At 72.6% G+C, this 18,039-nt stretch carries 19 protein-coding genes; 12 read left to right on the plus strand and 7 right to left on the minus strand.

Features of this window, described 5'->3' with window-relative positions:
• Positions 1-52 precede the first annotated feature (52 nt).
• The 3 genes from ACXVGS_RS16185 to ACXVGS_RS16195 form a co-directional block, all read right to left on the minus strand.
• Complete coding sequence (locus tag ACXVGS_RS16185) at positions 53-397, minus strand: alpha/beta fold hydrolase (RefSeq protein WP_458532622.1); 345 nt, start codon at positions 395-397, stop codon at positions 53-55.
• Between the two features lie 7 nt (positions 398-404).
• Positions 405-1,976 (minus strand): dolichyl-phosphate-mannose--protein mannosyltransferase, encoded by a 1,572-nt coding sequence (locus ACXVGS_RS16190; protein WP_458530419.1) that lies wholly within the window; start codon positions 1,974-1,976, stop codon positions 405-407.
• A 106-nt stretch (positions 1,977-2,082) separates the two neighbouring features.
• A complete protein-coding gene (locus ACXVGS_RS16195; protein ID WP_458537183.1) occupies positions 2,083-3,183 on the minus strand; it encodes a DUF2332 family protein in 1,101 nt (366 codons plus the stop codon).
• 97 nt (positions 3,184-3,280) lie between these two features.
• On the opposite strand from ACXVGS_RS16195, the gene rsmI reads away from it, so the two are divergent.
• Complete coding sequence (gene rsmI, locus ACXVGS_RS16200; protein ID WP_458530417.1) at positions 3,281-4,141, plus strand: 16S rRNA (cytidine(1402)-2'-O)-methyltransferase; 861 nt, start codon at positions 3,281-3,283, stop codon at positions 4,139-4,141.
• Between the two features lie 3 nt (positions 4,142-4,144).
• Here the strand turns inward: rsmI and ACXVGS_RS16205 are convergent, their stop codons facing one another.
• The gene (locus ACXVGS_RS16205) at positions 4,145-4,603 is read right to left on the minus strand and encodes an SRPBCC family protein (protein ID WP_458532626.1); all 459 of its coding nucleotides are present in this window, start codon (positions 4,601-4,603) and stop codon (positions 4,145-4,147) included.
• A gap of 81 nt (positions 4,604-4,684) precedes the next feature.
• On the opposite strand from ACXVGS_RS16205, the gene metG reads away from it, so the two are divergent.
• The 6 genes from metG to ACXVGS_RS16235 all read left to right on the plus strand — a co-directional run bounded on the left by metG (position 4,685) and on the right by ACXVGS_RS16235 (position 12,440).
• The gene (gene metG, locus ACXVGS_RS16210; RefSeq protein ID WP_458532627.1) at positions 4,685-6,493 is read left to right on the plus strand and encodes a methionine--tRNA ligase; all 1,809 of its coding nucleotides are present in this window, start codon (positions 4,685-4,687) and stop codon (positions 6,491-6,493) included.
• The gene (locus ACXVGS_RS16215; protein ID WP_458530415.1) at positions 6,490-7,326 is read left to right on the plus strand and encodes a TatD family hydrolase; all 837 of its coding nucleotides are present in this window, start codon (positions 6,490-6,492) and stop codon (positions 7,324-7,326) included. The genes metG and ACXVGS_RS16215 overlap by 4 nt, the downstream gene beginning before the upstream one ends.
• Before the next feature lie 373 nt (positions 7,327-7,699).
• On the plus strand, positions 7,700-8,698 hold the full coding sequence (locus ACXVGS_RS16220; protein WP_458532628.1) for a ubiquitin-like domain-containing protein: 999 nt from the start codon (positions 7,700-7,702) through the stop codon (positions 8,696-8,698).
• 90 nt (positions 8,699-8,788) lie between these two features.
• On the plus strand, positions 8,789-9,676 hold the full coding sequence (gene rsmA / locus ACXVGS_RS16225) for a 16S rRNA (adenine(1518)-N(6)/adenine(1519)-N(6))-dimethyltransferase RsmA (protein WP_458537184.1): 888 nt from the start codon (positions 8,789-8,791) through the stop codon (positions 9,674-9,676).
• Complete coding sequence (locus tag ACXVGS_RS16230) at positions 9,673-10,617, plus strand: 4-(cytidine 5'-diphospho)-2-C-methyl-D-erythritol kinase (protein ID WP_458537185.1); 945 nt, start codon at positions 9,673-9,675, stop codon at positions 10,615-10,617. The genes rsmA and ACXVGS_RS16230 overlap by 4 nt, the downstream gene beginning before the upstream one ends.
• A 2-nt stretch (positions 10,618-10,619) precedes the next feature.
• Complete coding sequence (locus ACXVGS_RS16235) at positions 10,620-12,440, plus strand: ABC-F family ATP-binding cassette domain-containing protein (protein ID WP_458537186.1); 1,821 nt, start codon at positions 10,620-10,622, stop codon at positions 12,438-12,440.
• Between the two features lie 35 nt (positions 12,441-12,475).
• Here ACXVGS_RS16235 and ACXVGS_RS16240 read toward each other — a convergent pair whose 3' ends face one another.
• Entirely contained in the window at positions 12,476-13,033 is a 558-nt protein-coding gene (locus ACXVGS_RS16240) for a PadR family transcriptional regulator (protein ID WP_458530410.1), read from the minus strand.
• A 293-nt stretch (positions 13,034-13,326) separates the two neighbouring features.
• Between ACXVGS_RS16240 and ACXVGS_RS16245 the strand changes: the two genes are divergently transcribed.
• On the plus strand, positions 13,327-14,007 hold the full coding sequence (locus ACXVGS_RS16245; protein ID WP_458536097.1) for an alpha/beta hydrolase: 681 nt from the start codon (positions 13,327-13,329) through the stop codon (positions 14,005-14,007).
• Between the two features lie 19 nt (positions 14,008-14,026).
• On the opposite strand, the gene ACXVGS_RS16250 is transcribed toward ACXVGS_RS16245, so the two are convergent.
• Positions 14,027-14,527 (minus strand): MarR family winged helix-turn-helix transcriptional regulator, encoded by a 501-nt coding sequence (locus ACXVGS_RS16250; protein WP_141787104.1) that lies wholly within the window; start codon positions 14,525-14,527, stop codon positions 14,027-14,029.
• Positions 14,528-14,600: 73 nt separating this feature from the next.
• Here ACXVGS_RS16250 and ACXVGS_RS16255 point away from each other — a divergent pair, with 73 nt between their 5' ends.
• Genes ACXVGS_RS16255 through ACXVGS_RS16265 form a run of 3 tightly spaced genes read left to right on the plus strand, consistent with a single transcriptional unit; the run spans position 14,601 to position 16,476 of the window.
• On the plus strand, positions 14,601-15,410 hold the full coding sequence (locus tag ACXVGS_RS16255) for a methyltransferase domain-containing protein (RefSeq protein ID WP_458537187.1): 810 nt from the start codon (positions 14,601-14,603) through the stop codon (positions 15,408-15,410).
• Between the two features lie 21 nt (positions 15,411-15,431).
• Positions 15,432-15,794, plus strand: a complete 363-nt coding sequence (locus ACXVGS_RS16260; RefSeq protein ID WP_458530407.1) for a VOC family protein — start codon at positions 15,432-15,434, stop codon at positions 15,792-15,794.
• Positions 15,795-15,840: 46 nt separating this feature from the next.
• On the plus strand, positions 15,841-16,476 hold the full coding sequence (locus tag ACXVGS_RS16265) for a phosphoribosyltransferase (protein WP_458530406.1): 636 nt from the start codon (positions 15,841-15,843) through the stop codon (positions 16,474-16,476).
• A gap of 2 nt (positions 16,477-16,478) precedes the next feature.
• On the opposite strand, the gene ACXVGS_RS16270 is transcribed toward ACXVGS_RS16265, so the two are convergent.
• A complete protein-coding gene (locus ACXVGS_RS16270; protein ID WP_458532045.1) occupies positions 16,479-17,081 on the minus strand; it encodes a TetR family transcriptional regulator in 603 nt (200 codons plus the stop codon).
• A 113-nt stretch (positions 17,082-17,194) separates the two neighbouring features.
• On the opposite strand from ACXVGS_RS16270, the gene ACXVGS_RS16275 reads away from it, so the two are divergent.
• The gene (locus tag ACXVGS_RS16275) at positions 17,195-18,037 is read left to right on the plus strand and encodes a peptidoglycan recognition protein family protein (RefSeq protein ID WP_458537188.1); all 843 of its coding nucleotides are present in this window, start codon (positions 17,195-17,197) and stop codon (positions 18,035-18,037) included.
• The last annotated feature ends 2 nt before the right edge of the window (positions 18,038-18,039 follow it).

The following is an 18,039-nucleotide window of genomic DNA, read 5'->3' on the forward strand; positions in this document are numbered from 1 at the left end:
CACACGATCGTGCACCAGCGCGGCTGGACCGCCACCGTCACCGCGACCGGGGTCACCTGGCACACCTGAGGCCCCCGCACCGCACCCGGCCCGGAACCTGCCGGGCCAGCGGCATGTCCGCGCAGGTCAGGCCGTGTCGAGCGGCTGACTGCGATCCTGCTGCGACCGGCGTCCGTCGTCCGCGACGGTGATCCGACAGCACGGCAGCGGCATGGGACTCGACACTCGCGCCAGGGTTGGCGGGAGATGCACCGTGACCGGGCAGGTGCAGGGCGATCACCCGGTAGCCGTGTTCCGCCAGCGACGGGTCGACCCGCCAGGTCGAGGAGTCAGCCATGCTCCCGTGGAGCAGCGGAGCGCACCGGTTGTCCGACCCCCACACCCTGGCGCTCAGCACGTCGGCGTCAGATCCAGCTCGGGAACCACATCCGCCACGACCACTGCGTGTACGGGATCACCTGGGCGGTGTAGATCGGGTAGAAGAACGCGAACAGCGCGACCGTCAGCACGACATACGCACCGGCGGTCGCCAACCCCCACTTACGGCGACGGCGCGACGCCTTCTCCGGGCCGATCACCATGCCGAGCACGTAGGTGACCGCGAGGACGATCCACGGCACGAACGCGATCGCGTAGAAGCTGTAGATCGTGCGCTGCTGGTAGTTGAACCACGGCAGGTAGCCACCCACGAAGCCGGCCAGGATCGCCCCGGCGCGCCAGTCGCGGCGCAGCGCCCACATGAACAGCAGGACGAACAGCGCGACCGCTGCGCCCCACCAGATCGTCGGCGTGCCGATCGAGGTGATCGCCTTGCTGCACAGGTCGACGGTGCAGCCGTCCTGCCCCTTCTTCGGTCCCTCGTAGAAGAACGACGTCGGGCGGCCCTGGATGAGCCAGGACCACGGGTTCGTCTTGTACGGGTGCGGCGAGGACAAGGTGATGTTGAAGCGGTACATCTCCTGGTGGTACTGCCACAGCGAGCGCAGGGCGTCGGGCACCCAGCCGAACGACCGCGAGGGGTGGGTGATCGCCCACTGCCGGTCGTAGCCGTCCTTCGACAGGAACCACCCGGTCCACGAGGCGAGGTAGACCGAAGCCGCAACGCCCACCATGACCGCGCCCGCGAACACCCCGTCGAGCACCACGGCCCCGGGGAACCAGCGCCGTATGCCGGCCGCGCGCCGGGCGCCCACATCCCACAGCACCGTCATCAGGCCGAACACGGCGAGGAAGAACAACCCCGACCACTTGGTGCCGGCCGACAGCCCCAGGCAGACCGCGGCCACCCAGCGCCACGGGCGCCAGCCCAGCCACGGGCCGTAGAGCAGCCGGCCCGTGCCCGGCGCCTGTCCGGCCTCGCGCAGCGCCCCCACCTTCCGGGCCAGGATCTCCCGCGAGCGGTCGCGGTCGACGAGCAGCGCGCAGAAGCCGGCGAACGCCCAGAACATGACGATCAGGTCGAGCAGCCCGGTGCGGGAGTGCACGAAGTGGTGGCCGTCGAAGGCCAGCAGGATCGCCGCGATCGTCCCCATGAGCGTGGAGCCGAACAGGCGCCGCCCGGCCCGGCCGATCATGAGGATCGACAGCGTGCCCAGCAGTGCGACCGAGAAACGCCACCCGACCGAGCTGGTCACGCCGAACAGCTGCTCGCCCACGGCGATGACCCACTTGCCGACCGGGGGGTGCACGACGAAGTCCGCCGTGGTGCCGAAGACATCCGGCGTGCCGCTGGTGAACATCGCGTCGGGGTACTTGATGTTGTCCGGCACCCGCTCCTCGAAGCCGTGCTGGATCATCGAGTACGCCTGCTTGACGTAGTACGTCTCGTCGAAGACCAGCTGGTGCGGGTCGCCGAGCTTCCAGAACCGCAGGAACCCGCCCACGGCGGCGACGATCAGCGGCGCGAGCCACCCCCACAGCCGGTCGGTCGGCCTGGTCCCGAGCAGGCGTGATCGCAGCTGCTCGGTGGGGGTCATGGCGGTCATCGTATGCAGTGGGTCTGTGTCCGCTGGAAGGAGGACGCGCGTGGTCACCGGGTCTCGCGCCCCGGCATCCGGCATGCCGTGCGGCCGGCGTCGCTGCTCACCGCGGCGCCAGCGGGGTCGGGTCCCAGTCCAGCCAGGTCCGCCGCGCGTCGAACCGGCCGAGGAGGCTGACGTCGGTCACGGACCCGTCCCGGTAGGTGACCGCCGTGGGCACATGCTCGGCCGCGTCCGCCTCCACGGTGCCGGCGGTCACGAGCGGCAGCGCCCGGCCGGCCGGCTCGGCCATGACCCAGACGAGGTCGCGACCGGCAGCAGCCAGCTGGGCCGGCACGGCCGCCAGCGGGTCGTTCGCGGGGGTCCAGCCGGGAGCCGGGCTGCCGACGAGCACGGGGAGCTCGTCGTCCGGGAGGTCGGCCAGCGCCGCCGGCAGCAGGTCGGGCAGTTGGCCGCCACGCAGGTCCACCTCGACCTCGCGCAGCAGTGACAGCGCCGACTCCAGCCGGTCCAGGGCCGAGACGTCCTCGGGCCACACCCCGGACAGGAGCCAGTCGACCGCGTCGACGTCGGCGGCGACCACCGGGTCCGGGTCCAGGCCGACCCGGCTGCCCACGGTGAAGGGGTGGTGCAGGTCCTGCGGGGTGTCCCCGAGCAGCCGGCAGGCGAGGTGCACCGGACCGTCGCCGACCAGGTCGGTGCCGTAGTCGAAACGGTAGTGGTCCAGCAGCAGGCCCAGCCCGGCGGTGGCGCCGAGCTCGACGAGCGCGACCTGGCGCCCGGGGTGGGCGGCCGCGGCGCGGGAGACGGCGGGTCGCACGATCGACCAGACCAGTGGGTCGTCCTGCCGCAGCGGCCGCCGGCACAACCGGCCGAGCTCCGCTCCGTGGGTCGAGACCAGGTCCCGGAAGGCGTCGACCAGCCCGCCGTCCGGTGGGTACGGCCCGTCGAGCACCGGGTAGTAGTGGGCCAGGGGGTGTTCGGGCAGCGTCGTCCGCAGCAGGTGGTGCACGGCGGTGAACAGTCGCGTGGGCTGCAGGCGGGCCTCGGGGCCGGCGGCCTCCAGCGGTGCCCCCAGCTCGGGCTCGGCCACGACCGCCAGCAGCAGGGTGCTGATCACCGGGCTCGCCGACAGCCGCCCGCCCGCGGCGGCGCGGAAGCTCTGCACCAGGGCTGTCCCAGCCCCGACGTCTGTGCTGCTCATGTGTCCCCCCATGGCTCACGGCGGCCCTGCCGGTCGTTCGGGTCCGGCACCGCCGGGTCGCTCGACTGTAGGACAGACCTGAGAGGATCGACCAGTGATGACCAGCCCCGGCGAGCGCGCCTCCGACCACGGCGTGCTGGTTCTGGCCGCCACCCCGATCGGCGATCCCCACGACGCCGCGCCCCGGCTGGCCCGCGAGATCGCCGCCGCCGACGTCGTTGCCGCCGAGGACACCCGGCGGCTCAAGCGGCTGTGCTCCGCGCTGGGGGTCGAGCCCACGGGCTCGGTGCTCAGCTACCACGAGCACAACGAGTCCTCCCGCACCCCCGAGCTGCTCGAGCGGCTGCGCGAGGGCGCCCGTGTCGTCGTGGTCACCGATGCCGGCATGCCGTCGGTCTCCGACCCGGGCTACCGCCTGGTCTCGGCCGCGGTGGAGGCCGGCGTCCGGGTGACCTGCGTGCCCGGGCCCAGTGCGGTGCTCATGGCCCTGGCCGTCTCGGGCCTGCCGGTCGACCGGTTCTGCTTCGAGGGGTTCGCCCCGCGCAAGCCCGGTGAGCGCGCCCGGGCCCTGGCCGCGCTCAAGGACGAGCGGCGCACCATGATCTTCTTCGAGGCGCCGCACCGGCTCGACGCCACGCTCGCCGCGATGGCCGAGGCGTTCGGGGCTGACCGCCCGGCGGCAGTGTGCCGCGAGCTGACCAAGACCTACGAGGAGGTCCGACGGGGCGACCTGGCCGATCTGGCCGCGTGGGCGGCCGACGGCGTCAGGGGCGAGATCACGATCGTCGTCGGGGGTGCCCCCGCTGCGGTGAGCGACCCCGACGAGGCGCTGCGCGTCATACAGGAACGGGTGGCAGCCGGGGAGCGGCTCAAGGACGTCGCCGCCGACGTCGCCGCGAGCACCGGGCTGTCCAAGAAGGCCCTGTACGACGCGGCCGTCGCCGCGCGGCGCGGCTGAGGGTCAGGCGGCGAGGCGCTCCGCGGCCCGCTTGAGATTCTCCAGCGTCTTCTGGATGCCGCGGCGGTTGAGCTTCAGCCGCGGGCCGAAGGCCTTGTCGGCGGGCACGCGGTACCAGCCGGGGCGACGGTCGGTCCACTCCTCGACGACGGTGCAGCCGGTCGCAGTCGGGACGATGAAGTACTCCCAGCGGGCCACCGGCATCGGCCCGAAGGTGATCTCGAAGGCCAGGTTGCGGCCGCGCTCGGCGCCGACCACGCGGCCCTGGGTGACCCAGCGGATCGACCCGGCGCGGTTGTGCCCGATGAACTCCGCGCCCTTGGCGGCCTCGGTCGCGCCGCCGCGCCACGTCACCTTCTCGCACTCCGGGGACCAGTCACCCATGCGGGGCAGGTCGGCGACGAGGTCGTAGACCAGGTCCGCGGGGGCAGCGACGTCGAGGGTCTCGCGCAGGTCGGGCACCGGGCGATCATGACACCTCCGGTGGCAACCACCACCCACGCAGCGGAAAAGGGGATGCACCTCACCCCTAGGATTCGGGGCATGAGCAAGGTCCTGTCTGCAGTCGCCTGGCCGTACGCCAACGGTCCGCGGCACCTCGGCCACGTGGCCGGGTTCGCCGTGCCCTCCGACGTGTTCAGCCGGTACATGCGGATGGCGGGGCACGACGTGCTCATGGTCTCCGGCACCGACGAGCACGGCACTCCGATCCTCGTGCAGGCCGACAAGGAGGGCGTGACCGCCCGCGAGCTCGCGGACACCAACAACCGGGTCATCGTCGAGGACCTGCACGCCCTCGGGTGCTCCTACGACCTGTTCACCCGCACGACGACGGCGAACCACTACGCGGTCGCGCAGGAGCTGTTCACCCAGGTCTGGAAGAACGGCTACATGATCGAGCGCACCACCAAGGGTGCGATCTCGCCGTCGACCGGGCGCACCCTGCCGGACCGCTACATCGAGGGCACCTGCCCGATCTGCGGCTACGCCGAGGCTCGCGGCGACCAGTGCGACAACTGCGGCAACCAGCTCGACCCGACCGAGCTCATCAACCCCCGCTCGAAGATCAACGGCGAGGTGCCGGAGTTCATCGAGACCCAGCACTTCTTCCTCGACCTGCCCGCCCTCGCCGGTGCGCTGCGCGAGTGGCTGGAGGGCCGGGAGGCGTCGGGGACGTGGCGTCCCAACGTGATCCGGTTCAGCCTCAACATCCTCGACGACATCAAGCCCCGCGCCATGACCCGCGACATCGACTGGGGCATCCCCGTGCCGCTGGACGGCTGGCGCGAGCAGCCGACCAAGCGGCTCTACGTCTGGTTCGACGCGGTCATCGGCTACCTGTCCGCCTCGGTCGAGTGGGCCCGCCGGCTGGGCGAGCCCGAGCGCTGGCGCGAGTGGTGGGGTGACCCGGAGGCGCTGTCCTACTACTTCATGGGCAAGGACAACATCACGTTCCACTCCCAGATCTGGCCGGCCGAGCTGCTGGCCTACGCCGGCCGCGGCGACCACGGCGGCGAGCCGGGGGAGTACGGCGTGCTCAACCTGCCCACCGAGGTCGTCTCCTCGGAGTACCTCACCATGGAGAGCAAGCAGTTCTCCTCCTCGCGCGGTCACGTCATCTACGTGCGCGACGTCCTCTCGCGCTACCAGCCCGACGCGCTGCGCTACTTCCTGTGCGCCGCCGCGCCGGAGAGCCAGGACAGCGACTTCAGCTGGCGCGAGTTCGTCACGCGCACCAACGGCGAGCTGGTCGCGGGCTGGGGCAACCTGGTCAACCGGACCGCGTCGATGATCGCCAAGAGCTTCGGGCAGATCCCCCCGGCCGGTGAGCTCACCGACGACGACGAGAAGCTGCTGGCGACGGTGCGCGAGGGCTTCGACACCGTCGGGGACCTCATCGGCCGGCACCGGCTGCGCCAGGCCATCGCCGAGGCGATGCGTGTGGTCGGCGAGGTGAACAAGTACGTCACCGACCAGGCTCCGTTCAAGCTCAAGGGCGAGGACGAGCGGGAGCGCCTCGGCACGATCCTGCACGTCACGGCGCAGGCAGTGCTCGACTGCAACACGATCCTGTCCCCGTTCCTGCCGCACTCGGCCAACGCGGTGCACACGACCTTCGGCGGCACGGGCGAGTTCATGCCGATGCCGCGGATCGACGAGGTCACCGACCTCGACGACGGGCATCCCTACCCGGTGATCACCGGCGAGTACTCCCACACTCCGGAATGGGCTTCTCGACCCGTGGACGTGGGTGCATCTGTGAACAAACCCACACCGATCTTCACCAAGCTCGACCCCTCCGTCGTCGATGAGGAGCTGGCGCGACTGGGTGGCGACGAGGCCGACGAGTGAGCCACGGGGACCGCCCGCCGGCGCCGGACCCGCTGCCGATCCCGGTCGTCGACAACCACACCCACCTCGACATCAGCCGCGACGGCGAGGCACCGCCGGACCTGCAGCAGGCGATCGACGAGGCAGCCGCGGTCGGGGTGCCGCGGATGGTCCAGATCGGGTGCGACCTGCCCGGCGCGCGGTTCACCGTCGAGGTCATCGAGCGGTATCCCGCGCTGCTGGGTGGGGTGGCCCTGCACCCCAACGAGGCGCCGCGGCTCCAGGCCCGCGGCGAGCTGCAGGACGCCTACGCCGAGATCGAGCGGCTGGCCGCGCACCCGCGGGTGCGGGTTGTCGGTGAGACCGGACTGGACTACTTCCGCACGGGCCCCGAAGGCGTTGGTGTTCAACAGGATTCGTTCCGGTGGCACATCGACCTGGCCAAGCGCACGGGCAAGGCGCTGCAGATCCACGACCGTGACGCCCACGACGACGTGCTGCGCATCCTCGAGGAGGAGGGCGCCCCGGACAACACTGTCCTGCACTGCTTCTCGGGCGACATCGCGATGGCCCGCGAGTGCGTCGCGCGGGGCTACGTCCTGAGCTTCTCCGGCACCGTGACGTTCAAGAACGCGGCGGGTCTGCGGGACGCCCTGGCGGTGACCCCGCTGGACCAGCTGCTGGTCGAGACCGATGCCCCCTACCTCACCCCGTCACCCCACCGCGGGGCCCCCAACGCCTCCTACCTGGTGCCCCTCACCGTGCGTTCGATGGCCGGGGTCTTGAACGTCGACGTGCCGTCGCTGTGCACCGCGATCGCGGCCACCTCGGAGCGTGTCTACGGCCCCTGGTGACCGGCCATCCAGGGTTGGCGAACCACATGGCTGTCATTTACCTCCAGTTGACCTTTCCATGCCGCGTCGGCATGGTGGACAGCTGTTGGCCGGGATCGGAACACCCTCGGTCGGCGCGCATCGGGGGGCGCGCGGCGTCGCCGCGAGCCCCCTGTTCGTTGCTGGACCGACCTGCCTGACAGCGGGTCACGCTTCCGCGAGGGGCCCCAGCCGACGTGATGACGAGCCGGTCGAGTCCGTGCCCGGGGAGCCCTAGCTCTGGAGCATCGTGATCACATTCCCGGTTCGGCGCATCGCCCAGGCCGCTGTCGTTGCCACAGCCGTTGCCGCCGCAGTCGGCTTTACGAGCTTTGACAAGGCAGTCGCCCTCTCGGTGGACGGCAAGACCTCCTCGGTCCACACCTTCGGCGACAACGTGGGAGACCTTCTGGCCAAGCAGCACATCAAGCTCGGCCCCCACGACACGGTCGCCCCCTCCCTGAACTCCCCCCTCCATGACGGCGAGAAGATCGCGGTCCGCTACGGCCGCGTCCTGTCCGTCACCCTCGACGGCAAGCAGAAGAGCTACTGGACGACCGCGACCACGGTCGCCTCGGCCCTGCAGCAGCTCGGCATCCGCGCCGACGGCGCCAGGCTGAGCGTCTCGCGTGACATGCCCCTCGGTCGTCAGGGTCTGTCCGTCACGATGAGCACGCCCAAGGACGTGACCATCAAGGCCGACGGGCACACCCGCACCGCGACCACCACCGGCGCCACCGTCCGGGACGCACTCGCCGAGCTCAAGGTCCCGGTCGGCCCGATCGACAAGGTCAAGCCCGGGCTGGGTACCCCGCTCACCGCCCAGGGTGCGACCATCACCATCGACCGGCTCAAGCAGAAGACGGTCACGGTCACCGAGCCGATCGCGGCGCCGGTCACCAAGCGCTCGGACTCGTCGCTGACCAAGGGCACCACCAAGACGATCACGGCCGGCAAGGCGGGCTCGAAGCGGGTCACCTACGCGCAGACCTTCGTCAACGGCAAGCTGGCCAGTCGTGTCGCCAAGTCCGTCACCGTGGTCTCGCAGCCGGTGGCCTCGGTCGTCGCGGTCGGCACCAAGGCGTCGACCACCTCGAACCCCGGGCCCATCCCGTCCTCCGGTGGGCTGAACTGGTCCGCCCTCGCCCAGTGCGAGTCTGGTGGCAACCCCCACGCGGTCGACCCGTCCGGCACCTACTACGGCCTGTACCAGTTCGACATGGGTACGTGGCAGTCCGTGGGTGGCTCCGGCAGCCCGGCTGACGCTTCCTCCGCGGAGCAGACGCAGCGGGCGCAGATCCTCTACAACCGCTCGGGTGCCGGCCAGTGGCCGGTCTGCGGCAAGTACCTCTGAGGCACTGCACGCACGGCATACCCGCAGTGGCTGTGGCCCCGGACCTCACCGGTTCGGGGCCACAGTCCTGTTCCCCCTAGGCTGCAGGGCATGGCTGACAACGACGAGCACGGCACCATCGCCGGGCTGCTCGGGGCCGCGCAGATCCGCGAGATCGCGGCGCGGCTGGATGTCCGGCCGACGAAGCAGTGGGGGCAGAACTTCGTGGTCGACGCCAACACGGTGCGCCGCATCGTCCGGGTCGCCGGTGTCGGGCCGCAGGACGTCGTCGTCGAGGTCGGCCCGGGACTGGGCTCGCTGACCCTGGCCCTGCTGCCGGAGGTCTCCCGGGTCGTGGCCGTCGAGGTCGACCCGACGCTGGCCGCCGCGCTGCCGCGGACCGTGGCGTCGCTGGCGCCGCGGCACGCCGACCGGCTCTCGCTGGTGCATGCCGACGCGCTGACCGTGCGCGAGCTGCCCGACCCGCAGCCCACCGCGCTCGTCGCGAACCTGCCCTACAACATCTCCGTGCCGGTGGTGCTCGGCTTCCTCCAGCACTTCCCGACGATCCGCCGAGTGCTGGTCATGGTCCAGCTCGAGGTCGCCGAACGCCTCGCCGCGGCCCCGGGCAGCAAGGTCTACGGCGTGCCCAGCCTCAAGGCCGCCTGGTATGCCGACGTCCGGCTGGCGGGGACCGTCGGGCGCAGCGTCTTCTGGCCCGTGCCCAACGTGGACTCCGGCCTGGTGTCCCTGGTGCGCCGCGACGCGCCGGTGACCGACGCCAGCCGGGAGGACGTCTTCGCCTGCGTCGACGCCGCCTTCGCCCAGCGCCGCAAGACGCTGCGCGCCGCGCTCGCCGGCTGGGCCGGGTCCGCGCCGCGGGCCGAGGAGGTCCTGGTCGCCGCAGGGATCGACCCGCGCACCCGCGGCGAGCAGCTCGACATCGACGCCTTCGCCCGGATCGCCTCCGCCCGCCTCGCCCTAGGGTGTCCTTCATGAGTCTCGCCGTGCCGCCCTCCCGCTCGGTCACGGTCCGGGTGCCCGCCAAGGTCAACCTCGAGCTCATCGTCGGGCCCCTGCGCCCCGACGGGTTCCACGACCTCGCGACCGTCTACCAGGCGGTCAGCCTGTACGACGACGTCACGGTGCGCCCCGCTGACGACTGGTCCGTGACCGTCACCGGCGCCGAGTCGCACCTCGTGCCCGACAACGAGGACAACCTCGCGCTGCGTGCTGCACGCCGGCTGGCCGAGGCGGCCGGCATCCAGGAACCGGTCGGCATCGCGATCCACAAGGAGATCCCCGTCGCCGGGGGCATGGCCGGGGGCTCGGCCGACGCCGCCGGGGCCCTGCTGGCCTGTGACGCACTGTGGGGCCTGGGCACGCCGCGGCAGGCGCTGGAGCAGCTGGCCGGCGAGATCGGCAGCGACGTGCCGTTCGCCCTCGCCGGCGGGACGGCGGTCGGCTCCGGTCGCGGCGAGCAGCTCGCGCCCGTCCTTGCCCGCGGTTCCTACCAGTGGGTCTTCGCCTTCAGTGACACCGGCCTGTCCACCCCGAGGGTGTATGCCGAGTGCGACCGGCTCCGGGAGGGGCGCGACGTCCCACCGCCGCAGCCGACGGCGGCGATGATGACCGCCCTGCGCTCCGGCGACGCCGCGGCGCTGGGCAAGGCGCTGGTCAACGACCTGCAGCCTGCCGCCCTGTCCCTGCAGCCGCAGCTGCGCGAGGTGCTCGAGCTGGGCTCGGAGTGCGGGGCCCTGGGCGGCCTCGTATCCGGCTCCGGGCCGACCGTGGCCTTCATCGTGCCCGACCCCGAGGTCGCCCTCGACCTGGCCGTTGCGCTGGCCGCGTCCGGACTCGCCGCCGGGGTCAAGCGCGCCACCGGCCCCGTGCATGGCGCCCAGGTCGTGCCGGGCCCGAGCGTGACGAGGGTCGACTGACCGTGGCCAACCTCGTCTCCGTCGAGCGCGCGTCCCTGGCGCTCGGCACCACCCTCGTCCTCGACGTCGTCTCCCTGGGTGTCAACGGCGGCACCCGCATCGGCATCGTGGGCCGCAACGGCGGCGGCAAGTCCACGCTGCTCAAGGTGCTGGCCGGCGTCCAGGGTGTCGACGAGGGCCGGGTCACCCGCACCGGGGACCTCACCGTCGGCATGCTCAGCCAGGTCGACACGCTCGACCCTGCCGCGACCATCCGCCAGGCCGTGCTCGGGGACCGGCCCGAGCACGTGTGGGCGGGCGACCCGCGGATCCGCGACGTGCTCGACGGCCTGCTCGGCGGGGTCGACGCCGGCGACGTGGGTGGCCTGGAGGCCACCGTCGGGCCGCTCTCCGGTGGTGAGCGGCGCCGCCTGGCCCTCGCCGCGCTGCTGGTCGCCGACCCCGACCTGCTGCTGCCGGACGAGCCGACCAACCACCTCGACGTCGAGGGGGTCGCCTGGCTGGCCCAGCACCTGGCCACCCGGCGCACCGGTCCCGGGACCGCCGTGGTCGCGGTCACCCACGACCGGTGGTTCCTCGACGCGGTCGCCACGACCACGTGGGAGGTCGCCGAAGGGCAGGTGCACTCCTACGAGGGCGGCTACGCGGCATACGTGCTGGCCAAGGCGGAGCGCGAGCGGGTGGCCGCGGTGACCGCGGACCGGCGCGCCAACCTGCTGCGCAAGGAGCTCGCGTGGCTGCGCCGCGGGGCGCCCGCGCGCACGAGCAAGCCCAAGTTCCGCATCGAGGCGGCCTCGGCGCTGATCGCAGACGAGCCGCCGCCGCGCGACGACGTGTCGCTGATGCGGTTCGCCACCACGCGGCTGGGCAAGGACGTCATCGACCTGGTCGACGCCACCGTGGCGGTGGACGAACGGGTGCTGCTGGACAAGGTCACCTGGCGCCTCGCGCCCGGTGAGCGCGTGGGCATCGTCGGCGTCAACGGCGCCGGCAAGTCGACCCTGCTGCGGGCCGTCAGCGGTGACGTGCCGCTGGCCGGCGGCACCCGCAAGGTCGGCAAGACCGTGTCGCTGGCGTTCCTGACCCAGGAGGTGCGCGAGCTCGAGCGGTTCGAGGACTGGCGGGTCATCGAGGCGATCGAGGACGTCAAGGCGTTCACCACGCTCGGCGACAAGGAGGTCAGCGCGAGCCAGCTGGCCACCCGGCTGGGGTTCACCGGCAGCCGCCAGCGCACCCGGGTGAGCGACCTGTCCGGTGGCGAGCGGCGCCGGCTGCAGCTGCTGCGGCTGATGATGGCTGAGCCCAACGTGCTGCTGCTGGACGAGCCCACCAACGACCTCGACATCGAGACCCTCACGTCGCTGGAGGACGTGCTCGACGGCTGGGCCGGCACCCTGCTCGTCGTCTCCCACGACCGCTACCTGCTCGAGCGCATGTGCGACCGGCAGGTGGCACTGCTCGGCGACGGCAAGGTCCGCGACCTGCCCGGTGGGGTGGAGGAGTACCTCGCGCTGCGGCACGCCGCCGAGCAGGCTGCGAGCGGCAGCCCCTCAGGTGCGACCGTGCCGGCGCCGGCATCGGCGAGCACGTCGGCGGAGGGCCCGTCCGCGGCCGAGGTGCGTGAGGCGCGCAAGGAGATGGCGCGGGTGGAGAAGCAGCTGACCCGCCTCGCCGAGCGCGAGGAGCGGATCCACGCCGACATGGCCGCCCGGGCCACCGACCACCAGGCGGTTCTGGAGCTCAACGCGAAGCTGCGCGAGGTGGTCGATGAGCGGGAGTCGCTCGAGATGGCCTGGCTGGCCGCGGCCGAGGTCGCCGGCTAGTCCCGCCCGCCGCTGCCGGAGGGCGTGCCGGCTCGTCAGTCGCTCAGCCGCGCGAGCAGCCAGTCGCACCAGTCGAGCCGGTGCCGCTCGAAGCTGATGCCGGCCCGCAGCGTCGCCCACGCCGCGAACTCGCGGGTCCCCGGGTCCGCCAGCTCCTTGGGGTGGGCGTGCATCTCGCGCTCCTGCGCGGCATACACCTCCAGTCGCGCCGCGTGGTCGGCGCGCGTCGCCTCGACCAGCGCCACCGCCTGCGGCCGCTCCAGGAGCCACAGGGAGTAGATCTTGAGCATCAGCGGGTCACGGTCCGGCGGTCGCACGGCCGGCTCGGCCACCCAGTCGCGCAGGCGGATGCGACCGGCGCGAGTGAGCCGGTAGCGCTTGGTCGGCCGCGGTCCGGCGCCCTCGACCACCTCGTGCTCGACGAGGCCGCCGGACTCCAGCCGGGCCAGCTCGGGGTAGACCTGGCTGTGCGCGGCCGTCCAGAACCACCCCACGGGCCGGTGCATGCGCCGGGTCAGGTCGTAGCCGGTCGCGGCCGAGCGGGCGATGAGGCCCAGCAGCGCATAGCCCAGGGATGACGTCGACGCGGTCATGGACGTGACCGTAAGCCATATGTAAGGTCCGACATATGACGAGGGGTGCAGCGGCACGTCCCAGGGGTGGAGCGGCGGTTCGGTGGCGCGGTGGAGCGGCGGCTTGGCGGCGCGATGGGGCGGTAGTGGCGGCCCTCGCCGTGCTCGCGGTGGCTGCCTGCGCGGCGCCGACATCCGGGGGTGCGGTGGCTCCGGCGTCCCTTGCCTCGACGTCCGCGACGACGGCGGGCAGCGGCCCGGCGACCCCGAGTCCCAGCTCGTCCGCGACGAGTTCCGTTCACCCCGCCAACGCCGTGGTGGCCCGGTGCGGCCTGCCCAACGCGGCGGCCACCCCGATCCGGATCGGCGGCCCCGCCGGCAACACCCTCACGGGTGCGGTGGTCGGCACCGGAGCCACGGCCGCGGTGTTCGTGCACGAGACCGGCCGGCAGGGCCTGTGCGGCTTCTGGCCGTATGCCGCGTGGCTGGGCGGGCAGGGCGTGCGGTCGGTGCTGCTGGACCTGTGCGGTCACGGGGACTCGCGGTGTGACCTGGGCTCGGAGTTCGCCGGCGACATCCCGACGCAGGTGGCGGTGGCGGTGGCCTGGGCGCGGGCGCACGGCGCGCGTCGGGTGACGCTCGTGGGTGCCTCGATGGGCGGCACGGCGGTGACCGTGACGGCGCAGCGCGTGCACGCTGACGCGGTGGTCGACCTCTCCGGCCCCGTGGAGTTCCTCGGCATGGACACGGCGAAGGCCCTCCCGCGCCTGAGGATGCCGACCCTGGTGGTGGCCGCGGCCAACGACCCCGACACCGATGCCGGCCGGTTGCGGGAGCTCGTGGCCGCGGCGCCGGCGCGGCACAAGCGGTTCCTCCCGGTGGCTTCCGGCCACGGGTGGGAGACCCTCGCGGCCGGCCCGTTCCCCGGGGACGGCTTCTCCGCGGTCGCCGGGGTGGTCCGCGACTGGGTCCTGGGCCGCTACGGCACGGCGTAGGGCTCAGTGCTCCGAGGGCTCAGCGCTCGAAAGGGGCGAGCAGCCGGCGCAGGAAGCCGGCGAGGTCGTCGCGCTCACCCTGCGGCAGCTCGGCGAGCAGCTCGCGTTCGCGCTGGAGCAGGTCGGCCATCGCGGCGTCGACCACGGTGCGCCCCGCGGGGGTCAGCGCCACGATGACCCCGCGCCGGTCGGAGGGATCGGGGCTGCGCCGGACCAGGCCGCGCCGCTCGAGCCGGTCGACCCGGTTGGTCATCGTGCCGCTGGTGACCAGCGTCTGCTGGACCAGGGAGCCGGGCGAGAGCTGGTAGGGCTCGCCGGCGCGGCGCAGCGCCGAGAGAACGTCGAACTCCCACCCCTCGAGGTGGTGCTCGGCGAAGGCGGAGCCGCGGGCGAGGTCGAGGTGCCGGGCCAGGCGGGAGACACGCGAGAGCACGTGCAGCGGCGAGACGTCGAGGTCCGGCCGCTCGCGCGCCCACGCGTCGACGATCCGGTCGACCTCGTCGGCGGGGGTGGCGGACATGCTGGAAAGTCTAGCGGCCGTCAAGTATCTTGATATCAAGAAACTTGATTCCAAGGAGAGCGAAGGAGGGCCCATGACCTCAGCCCGCCCGGTGACGTGGGACCCCGCGCAGTACGCCGTGTTCGAGGACCACCGCAGCCGCCCGTTCGCCGACCTCATGGCCCGCGTGCGCGTGCAGGACCCCCGCCTGGTCGTCGACCTCGGCTGCGGCGCCGGCGCCCTGACCCTCGGCCTGGCGCAGCGCTGGGCGGCCGCGCGGGTGGTCGGCGTCGACTCCTCCCCGCACATGCTCGAGCAGGCCCGGGCCGGCGACCCCGAGGGCCGCGTGGAGTGGGTCGAGGCCGACGTTGCCGACTGGGAGCCGCCCGCTGGCATCGACCTGCTGGTCACCAACGCCACGCTGCAGTGGGTGCCCGGTCACCTCGAGCTCATCCCCCGCTGGGTGGCGGCGCTGGCCCCCGGCGGGTGGTTAGCCATGCAGGTGCCGGGCAACTTCGAGGCGCCCTCCCACCGCCTCCTGCGCGAGACCGCCGCCGCGGCGCCGCGCAGCGCCGAGCTCCTGGCCACGTTGCGGCACGGTGCCCCGGTGGCCGAGCCCGCGGCATACACCGCTCTGCTGGCCGGGCTGGGCTGTGCGGTGGATGTCTGGGAGACCACGTACCAGCAGGTGCTCGACCCGGCGGGGGAGCAGGACTGCCCGGTGCTGGAGTGGACCAAGGGCACCGCGCTCCGGCCCGTGCTCGACGTGCTCACCGGCGCTCAGGAGCGGGCGGACTTCCTGCATGCGTATGCCGACCGGCTGCGTGAGGCGTACCCCCGCCAGGACTTCGGCACCCTCTTCCCGTTCCGCCGCCTCTTCGCCGTCGCCCGCACCCGGGCCTGAAAACCGTTGGAGGACAAGGACATGAGCTTCATCGCCGGACTGCACCACGTCCAGGTGTCGTGCCCCGCCGGCTCGGAGGACACGCTGCGCGCCTTCTACGTCGGCGTGCTCGGAATGCAGGAGCTGGCCAAGCCGCCCGCGCTCGCCGCGCGCGGTGGTGCCTGGTTCCGGGCCGGGACCTGCGAGATCCACTGCGGGGTCGAGGAGTCCTTCGCCCCGGCCCGCAAGGCGCACCCGGGCATCGCGGTGACCGACGTCGACGCCCTCGCCAAGCGGGTCGGGGCGGCCGGGGGCGAGGTGCGCTGGGACGACAACCTGCCGGGCGTGCGCCGGTTCCACACCGACGACCCCGTGGGCAACCGGCTGGAGTTCCAGCAGGCCTGACCTTCGACCCGGTCACGGTGGGGCGCGGCCGGGTCAGACTGGCAGCGTGTTCACGGACCGACGAGAGGCCGGGAAGCGGCTGGCCGTCGAGCTGGCCAAGCGGCACGGCAGCGACGTGGTCGTGCTGGGCCTGCCCCGGGGTGGGGTGCCGGTGGCGGCCGAGGTGGCTGCCGCGCTCGGGGCGCCGCTCGACGTGCTCGTGGTGCGCAAGGTCGGCGTGCCCTGGCAGCCCGAGCTGGCGCTGGCCGCCGTCGGAGAGGGTGGCGCGGTCGCGTTCACCCAGCGCGTGGTCGAGGCCAGCGGGCTGAGCCCGGAGCAGATCCGGCGCCTCGTGGCGGCCGCCGCCGAGCAGGTCGAGCAGGTCACGGCCGAGCTGCGCGGAGACACCCGTGCGCTCGACGTGAAGGGCCGCACGGTGGTCGTTGTGGATGACGGCGTGGCCACTGGTGCGACCGCCCGCGCGGCGGTAGCTGTGCTGCGGCATCGCGGTGCGGGGCACGTGCTCCTGGCGGTGCCGGTCGCCTCACCGGAGGTCGTGCCGCTGCTGGAGCACGACTACGACGAGCTGGTCGTCCTGGAGCAGCCGGCCCGCCTGCACAGCGTGGGGGAGTGGTACCGCCGCTTCGGGCAGGTGAGCACCACCGAGGCGCGCGACCTGCTGGTCGCTTCGCGGCCCGGGTGACCTCAGCCCTTCACGGCGCGCAGCGAGGGCTTGGCCTCGAGCCCGGCCAGGCCGTTCCACGCGAGGTTGACCAGGTGCGCGGCCACGTCGGCCTTCTTGAACTTGCGCGAGTCCAGCCACCACTGGCCGGTGAGCGCGACCATGCCGACGAGCATCTGGGCGTAGATCGGAGCGGTCTTGGGGTCGAGCTTCTGGCGCTTGAACTCGGCGGCGAGGATGTGCTCGACCTGCGAGGCCACGTCGCTGATGAGGCTGGCGAAGGAGCCGGTCGACTGCCCGGTGGGGGAGTCGCGCACGAGGATGCGGAAGCCGTCGGTCGAGCCCTCGATGTAGTCCAGCAGCGCCAGGGCCGCCTGCTCGAGCAGGGCCCGGGGGTGCCCCTGGGTGGTCAGGGCGCCGGTGACGCCGTCGAGCAGGGTGCGGATCTCGCGGTCGACGACGACCGCGTAGAGCCCTTCCTTGCCCCCGAAGTGCTCGTAGACGACCGGCTTGGACACCCCCGCCTTGGCGGCGATCTCCTCCACGGTGGTCCCCTCGAACCCCTTGTCGGCAAACAGCTTCCGGCCGATCTCGATCAGCTGCTCTCGGCGCTGCTTGCCCGTCATCCGCGAGCGCGCGGCGGCAGGGGTGTCGGGCTTGTCCCGGGGTGAGGTCACCGGCCCATCATGCCTGCCGGCGCGGTCGGCTGCTGCCGCCCGGGCTACCGTGTCACGTTGTGATGTCACGTGCTCGGCTCCTTCGCAGCCTCAGCGGCGCCGGTGTGGCGCTGGCCCTGGTGGGTGGTTCCGCGGTGCTCGGCGCGTGCGGTCCACGGCAGGCCGCGGCAGGCGGTATGCCGGCCGCGTCGTCCTCGTCACCGGTCACCAGCGCGGCTCCGGCCACCACGACCGCCGCGGCGTCGCCGCGGCGGAGCAGCAGCAAGCCGCCGGCCAGGCCGACGTCAGCGCGGGCCACGACGACACCGACCCGGAGCGGTGGCGGGGTCGCGCGCGTGCCGGTCGTCGCGGCATACATCCCGTTCTCCGCGAAGCGGAAGGCGGAGACCGCGAGCTATGCGAAGCGGCACTACGGCGTGGCCAGCTGGCACCTGCGGCCCTCGATGGTCGTGCTGCACTTCACCGAGACGAGCACGATGTCCGCGGCACGCAACACCTTCGCCCAGGATGTGCCCAACACCGGCGAGCTGCCGGGCACCTGCGCGCACTTCATCGTCGACCAGGACGGCCGGGTCTACGCGATCGTGCCGGTGACGATCTTGTGCCGGCACACGATCGGCTTGAACGACAAGGCGATCGGCATCGAGATGGTGCAGTCGACCTCGGGCAACAGCGCGCACTGGGCCGACCAGCAGATCCTGGCCCGGCACGCGCAGATCACCTCGGTGCTGCGCCTGGTGCACCAGCTGCAGGCGCAGTGGGGCATCCCGACCTCGCGGGTCATCGGCCACGCCATGGCCAACGACGACCCGGCGTTCCGCGACCTGCGCGGGTGGCACAACGACCACTCCGACTGGCAGGCCGTGGACGTCATGGAGGTGCGCCGCCGGCTCGCGGCGCTGTAGCC

This window comes from Oryzihumus sp. (assembly GCF_054325275.1).